We start from the raw sequence: 6201 nt of genomic DNA, 5'->3' as shown, positions 1-6201 counted from the left end.
GTCGATCGCGCTCGGCGCGGCCGGCTTGGCCGCGGCCGGCGGCGGATTGTTGGCGGCGCTGGCGTAGACCGGCGGCGGCGCTTCGCCCGGATGCAGCGCGCGCACCTCGACCCGGCCGGTGCCGCGCTGGGTGATGCCCAGCTTGACCGCGGCGGCGTAACTCAAGTCGATCACCCGGCCGTCGTGAAACGGGCCGCGATCGTTGACCCGCACCGTCACCGCCTTGCCGTTGTCCAGGTTGGTGACCCGGGCGAAGCTCGGCAGCGGCAAGGATTTGTGCGCGGCGGTGAAGGCGTACATGTCGTACACCTCCAGGTTGGAGGTGCGGCGGCCGTGGAATTTCTGGCCGTAGTACGAGGCGGTGCCGGTCTCGACGTAGTCGTCGTGCGAGTCGAGCACTTTGTAGCTCTTGCCCAGCACCTGATACGGCGAGCGGTTGCCGAACTGCGAACGCGCCTCGGCCACCACCTCGGGCTCGGGGATGGCATCGACGTCGGGAATGTAGTCCGGCGTGGTGTCCTTGACCCCCGGCGCGTACAAGCCGCCGGCCTTGTAGTTGCCGCGCTTGCTCAGGTCTTCCTGGGCGGCGGCGTAGGGCGACTTCTTGCGTCCGCCGTGCGCGGGCAGGCTGCTGCTGTGGACGCGATCGCGGTCGGGCAGCGCATGCGGCTGCGACGCGGATTTCTTCGGCGAACTGGCGCAGGCGGCGAGCGCCAGCGGCAACGCGGCGACGGCCAGCCGGACGATCGCGTGGGCGATCGGCGGCCGCCTCGGGCCCGCGCCGCTCATGCCTGCGGCGCCTGCGGTTCAACGGCCGCCGGCGCGGACGCGGCGGAACTGGGCGAGTCAGTCGCAGTGGCCAAGGGATTCTCCCGTCCGGCGATCGCTTCCGCCAACTGGTACACCGCCATGCCGTAATGCTTGGAGATGTTGTAGCGGGTGATCGCGTAGAAATTGCGGAAACCGAGCCAGTATTCGGGACCGTTCACACCATCGAGATTCAGCAGCGTCGCGGTCTCGCTCGGCGCCACCGGAGTCAGCGGACGGTAGCCGCGCGCGGCCAGGTCGCTGAGCGAATACACCGGGTCCATGTTGTCGGGCACGAAATCGGCCGCGCGCGCATCGCGCCCGGCCCGCGCCACCACCGGACCGCCGCGCACCCAGCCGCCCTTCTTGACGAAGTAATTGGCGACCGAGAAGAACACGTCGTCCAGATCGGTGAACAGATTGCGCTTGCCGTCGTTGTCGCCGTCGACCGCGAACTCGCGGTAGCTCGACGGCATGAACTGGCCCCAGCCCATCGCCCCAGCGTAGCTGCCGGTGAGGGTCGTAATGTCGATGCCTTCTTCCTTGCCCAGCGCGAACAGCTGGCCGAGCTCGCCGCGGAAGAACGCCTCGCGGCGGTTCTCGCGATCGAGCTTGGCCGGATCGCCGCTGCGCGGGTAGGCGAAGGCCAGCGTGTACAGCGCGTCGACCACGTTGTACTTGCCGGTGTTCTTGCCGAAGCTGGTTTCCACCCCGACGATCGCCACGATGATCTCGGCCGGCACGCCGGTCTGCGCCTGCACGCGTTCGAGCTGGGCGCGGTGCTCGGCCAGGAACGCCTTGCCGCCGTCGATGCGCGCCTGGGTGATGAAGATCGGGCGGTAATCGCGCCACGGCTTGGCCTCGGCCGGGCGCGACATCGCCGCGACGATGCCGTCGCGGATCTGCGCCTTGGCCAGCACCGACTCGATGTAAGCGGCGTCGACGCCGTATTTGGCCGCGGTGTCGCGCACGAACTGGGCGCGGGCCTGTTCGATCGGCATCTGCACCACCGGATCGGGCAAGGCCGGGGTACCGACCACCGGGGTGGCGGGTTTGACCGCGGTCGGAGCGGGCGCGGGCTGGGCCGGGCGCGGCGCGGGGGTGATGGGCGCGGTAGGCGCCTGCGTAGCGCAGGCGGCCAGCACGATCGAGAGCGCGCCGAACAGGGCGCAACGGGCGGTGTGGCGTCGGGTCATCGTCGCGAGGGTAGCACGCGATTGCGGGACAAAAAACCTTGGGTTTGCGGGACTTAACCGATTTTATTCATGTAGGGTTGTCGAAGTGGAAGGCGTGCCGGCGGTGGCCTGCGGGCTCGTCGCGACGGGCCTTGAAGCTGAATAGCGGTGGCGTCGTTGCTGTGGATTCGCGGTCGCGGCTTGCGCCGCTCCTACAGGCAGCCCAGATCGATCCGAAGCCCCTGCAGGAGCGGCGCGAGCCGCGACCGCGAATCCGCAACCACGACGATCCCCACCCGCACCACCGCATCGCGAACATCAAACAAAAACAAAGTCATGATCTCCGGCACTGTCGACCGCCCACGCGCCGATCCGAGGATCGCGCCATGAGCGACCGCCCCCCGTGCTACCCCGCCCCCTCGCCCGCGCTGCTGGCCAGCGTCGGCCCCGACCGCACGCCCTTGCTCGACGTGCTCACCTCGCCGGTGCCGCTGGGCCTGTTCGATTCGCCGGTCGACCGCCGCCACGTGCTGTGCGTGCACGAAGGCGCGCCGGTGCCGGTGTCGTACCGGGTCGGCCGGTTCGAGCGCCAGGGCGTGCGCCTGCACGGCCAGTTCTGCGTGGTGCCGGCCGGTTCCAGCACCCGCTGGACCGTGTCCAAGCCGACCTTCTCGCTGCTGCTGCGGCTGAGCCCGTCGCTGCTGCGCGAAACCTCCGAGGCGATGGGCCTGAGCCGCGACGACGGCGATCTGGCGCCGTCGATCCATATCCGCGATCCGCAGATCGAACGCATCGGCTGGATGATGCAGGCCGAAGACCGCGACGCGTATCCGGGCGGGCGCTTGTTCGTCGACGGCCTGGCCAGCGCGCTGGCCGCGCGTTTGCTCGCGCTGCAATCGCGCAAGCCCGGCGTCACCGCCGCGCCCGGCCACACTTTGCCGCTGTGGCGCTTGCGCCATGTGCTCGACTACATCGAAGCGCACCTGGACCAAGACCTGAGCCTGGCCGAACTTGCCGGCGTGGCCGGTTTCAGCCTGTCGCACTTCAAGCCCTTGTTCAAACAAGCGGTGGGCATGCCGGCGCACCGTTACGTGCTGGAACGGCGGGTCGAACGCGCGCGCGCGTTGCTGCTGCAAGGCCGCCGCAACATGGGCGAAATCGCTTTGGAAGCGGGCTTTTCCCACGCCAGCCACATGGCCCGCTGCATGCGCCGGGTGCTCGGCGTGGCGCCGGCGCAGATCGCCGGCTCGCGTCACTGACGCGTTCGCGGCGCTACACCCGGATGGTGGCGGCGAACACGATCGTCGCATCGCCGCCGATCCGCACCGACACCGGCTGCGCATCGGCGCCTTCGACCGCGACTTCGACCCGCACCCGGCCCGGACGCCCGATCGCTTCGCCCTGCCCCATCACCGCGCTCAAGCCGTCGCGATAGCGCGCCGGATCGATCAGGCGATGCCGCACCAGATACGCGCCGAGCGGACCATTGGCGTTGCCGGTGACCGGATCCTCGGCGATGCCGATGGCCGGCGCGAACATCCGCCCGTGGGCGAGCACGCCCGGCGCGGGCGCGTCCAGGGCGAACACGTGGAAACCGTTGCAACCGATGCGGCGGCTCAGCGCAGCCAAGGCCGGCAGATCCGGTGCGAGCCGGTCCATCCGTTCGCGCCGACGCAGCGGCACCATCACTTTGGAGTGGCCGGTGGACACGATCTCCACCGGCCCATCGCCGAGTTCGTCGGCATCGATCCCCAACGCGGCGACCAAGGCCGCGCATTCCGAATCGCTCAGGGCCGGACCGAATTGCGGCGGGTTTTGCCGCATCCACACCCGGTAATCGCCGGCGCCGTCCGGTTCGATATCGATCTGCATCACGCCCACGCCGGTGAGTTGGCGCAGCGAAGTGGCCGGCAAGCCCAGCTCGACCGCGCGCGCGTAATGCGCAGCGACGGTGGCGTGGCCGCAGACCGGCACCTCGGTGGTCGGGGTGAAGTAACGCAGCCACAGCGCGTGGCTGTCGTCGCGCGGCGACAGCACGAACGCGGTTTCGGAGTTGTTGAACTCGCGCGCGATCGCCTGCATCTGCGCATCGCTGAGCCCGTCGGCGTCGAGCACTACCCCGGCCGGATTGCCGGTGAAGGCCTCGCGGGTGAAGGCGTCGACCTGATAGATGCGGTAACTGCGGCTCATCGTGGATTCTCGCCGGCGCGATGGATCGAGCGGGCCCGCAGCTTAGCCAGCGCGATCCAGCCGCCACAAGGCCGCGCGCGGCAACCGAGCGTTCCACCGTACTCCTGCGCACGCGCGCCGTTCAGGCGAAAATGCCGGCCCTGGCGGCGAAACCGGCGTTTCTCAAACCCGCCCCAGCCACTAAGATGCGGCGCACGCCCCACAGAACGAGGAATTCACGTTGATCATCAAGCCCAAGGTCCGAGGCTTCATCTGCGTCACCACGCACCCGCTGGGTTGCGAGCTCAACGTGCGCGACCAGATCCAGACCACCCGCGCCCTCGGCGCGCGCGGCAACGGCCCCAAGAAGGTGTTGGTGATCGGCGCGTCCAGCGGTTACGGGCTGGCCGCGCGCATCGCCGCGGCGTTCGGTTACGGCGCCGACACGCTCGGCGTGTTCTTCGAAAAGCCCGGCAGCGAAAGCAAGCCGGGCACCGCGGGCTGGTACAACTCCGCCGCGTTCGACAAGTTCGCCAAGGCCGAAGGCCTGTACTGCCGCTCGATCAACGGCGACGCGTTCTCCGATGAAGTGCGCGCGCAGGCGATCGAACTGATCAAGAACGAAATGGGCGGCCAGGTCGATCTGGTGGTGTATTCGCTGGCCTCGCCGGTGCGCAAGCTGCCGGGCACGGGCGAGATCGTGCGCTCGGCGCTCAAGACCATCGGCGCGCCGTACACCTCCAGCGCCATCGACACCAACAAGGACACGGTGATCCAGGCCACCATCGAGCCGGCCACCGAGCAGGAGATCGCCGACACCGTCACGGTGATGGGCGGCCAGGACTGGGAACTGTGGATCGACGCGCTGGAACGCGCCGACGCGCTCGCGCCCGGCGCGCGCACGGTCGCCTTCAGCTACATCGGCACCGAAATCACCTGGCCGATCTATTGGCACGGCGCGCTCGGCAAGGCCAAGGTCGATCTGGACCAGACCGCGCACCGACTCAACGCGCGTCTGGCCAAGCACGGCGGCAGCGCCAACGTGGCGGTGCTCAAGTCGGTGGTGACCCAGGCCAGCTCGGCGATTCCGGTGCTGCCGCTGTACATCGCCCTGGTGTTCAAGGTGATGAAGGAAAAGGGCCTGCACGAAGGCCCGATCGAACAGCTCAACCGCATGTACGGCGAGCGCATGTATCGCCAGGACGGCCAGCCCGCGGCCACCGACGATGAGCAGCGTCTGCGTCTGGACGACTGGGAACTGCGCGAAGACGTGCAGGCGCAGTGCACGGCGCTGTGGCCGCAGGTCACCACCGAGAACCTGTTCGAGATCAGCGACTACGCCGGCTACAAGCACGAATTCCTCAAGCTGTTCGGCTTCGAACGCGACGACGTGGATTACGAAGCCGACGTCAATCCGGACGTGCGCTTCGACTGCATCGAAATGTAAACCGCGCCGCATCGACGAACGGGCCCGGCGCGAACGCACCGGGCCCGTTCTCTTTCAGCGCCGCCCGCAACACCATGGCCGCGCCACTCCCCCCACCGTCATTCCGGCGAAAGCCGGAACCCATTTTGATTTTCGCTCTCACCGGCCCGCGAGCCCCAAACGCCACCCTCAGCGAAAAAACGAAGCCTGCAAAAACCGCATCCCCGCCAAAATCTGCGCCACCCGCTCCGGCGACAACGCGCCGATCCGCTCGCCCAGCCGCGCCTTGTACACGCACGACACCTGCGAGACCACCACCACGCTGCGCTTGCCCAGCCCGCCCTCGCCCAGTTCCAGCAGCACATTGCCCGGCTCGCTGGCGCGCGCGGGATTGGAACTCAGCGCGCACACCACCACCGTCGAGATACGCGAGCGATTGAACAGATCGTCCTGCACCACCACGTGCGGATGCGGCACGCCGGGTACCGAGCCGCGGCTTGGATCGGGCGGCAACCAGAACAGATCGCCTTGCTGGACGCTGCCGGCGGACACGGTCGTCAGGGCCTCGGGTTCTCTATCCATCGTGAAGACTCGTTCGAACTAAAAATTGCGCGCGTACCGATT

7 protein-coding genes are annotated in these 6201 nt (G+C 68.4%); 2 read left to right on the top strand and 5 right to left on the bottom strand.

Going from position 1 to position 6201, the window contains the following annotated elements; all coding sequences use genetic code 11:
- From V7787_RS39185 to V7787_RS39175, 3 genes are all read right to left on the bottom strand, one after another.
- Positions 1-789: septal ring lytic transglycosylase RlpA family protein (locus V7787_RS39185; RefSeq protein ID WP_336092987.1), on the bottom strand; the 789-nt coding region annotated here is incomplete at its 3' end.
- The gene (mltB, locus tag V7787_RS39180) at positions 786-2003 is read right to left on the bottom strand and encodes a lytic murein transglycosylase B (protein WP_336092986.1); all 1218 of its coding nucleotides are present in this window, start codon (positions 2001-2003) and stop codon (positions 786-788) included. The genes V7787_RS39185 and mltB, both read right to left, overlap by 4 nt.
- 191 nt (positions 2004-2194) lie before the next feature.
- On the bottom strand, positions 2195-2320 hold the full coding sequence (locus tag V7787_RS39175) for a hypothetical protein (protein WP_336092984.1): 126 nt from the start codon (positions 2318-2320) through the stop codon (positions 2195-2197).
- Between the two features lie 48 nt (positions 2321-2368).
- Here V7787_RS39175 and V7787_RS39170 point away from each other — a divergent pair, with 48 nt between their 5' ends.
- Complete coding sequence (locus V7787_RS39170; protein WP_336092982.1) at positions 2369-3241, top strand: AraC family transcriptional regulator; 873 nt, start codon at positions 2369-2371, stop codon at positions 3239-3241.
- Positions 3242-3254: 13 nt separating this feature from the next.
- On the opposite strand, the gene V7787_RS39165 is transcribed toward V7787_RS39170, so the two are convergent.
- Complete coding sequence (locus V7787_RS39165; RefSeq protein ID WP_336092981.1) at positions 3255-4172, bottom strand: PhzF family isomerase; 918 nt, start codon at positions 4170-4172, stop codon at positions 3255-3257.
- 220 nt (positions 4173-4392) lie between these two features.
- On the opposite strand from V7787_RS39165, the gene fabV reads away from it, so the two are divergent.
- Complete coding sequence (gene fabV, locus V7787_RS39160; protein WP_336092980.1) at positions 4393-5598, top strand: enoyl-ACP reductase FabV; 1206 nt, start codon at positions 4393-4395, stop codon at positions 5596-5598.
- A gap of 168 nt (positions 5599-5766) precedes the next feature.
- Here the strand turns inward: fabV and V7787_RS39155 are convergent, their stop codons facing one another.
- Positions 5767-6159, bottom strand: a complete 393-nt coding sequence (locus V7787_RS39155) for a type II toxin-antitoxin system PemK/MazF family toxin (RefSeq protein WP_336092979.1) — start codon at positions 6157-6159, stop codon at positions 5767-5769.
- Positions 6160-6201: the final 42 nt, after the last annotated feature.

It is taken from the genome of Pseudomonas sp. CGJS7 (assembly GCF_036961695.1).
Note: the sequence above shows the minus strand (reverse complement) of the source record. Positions and strands in the feature narration are given on the sequence as shown.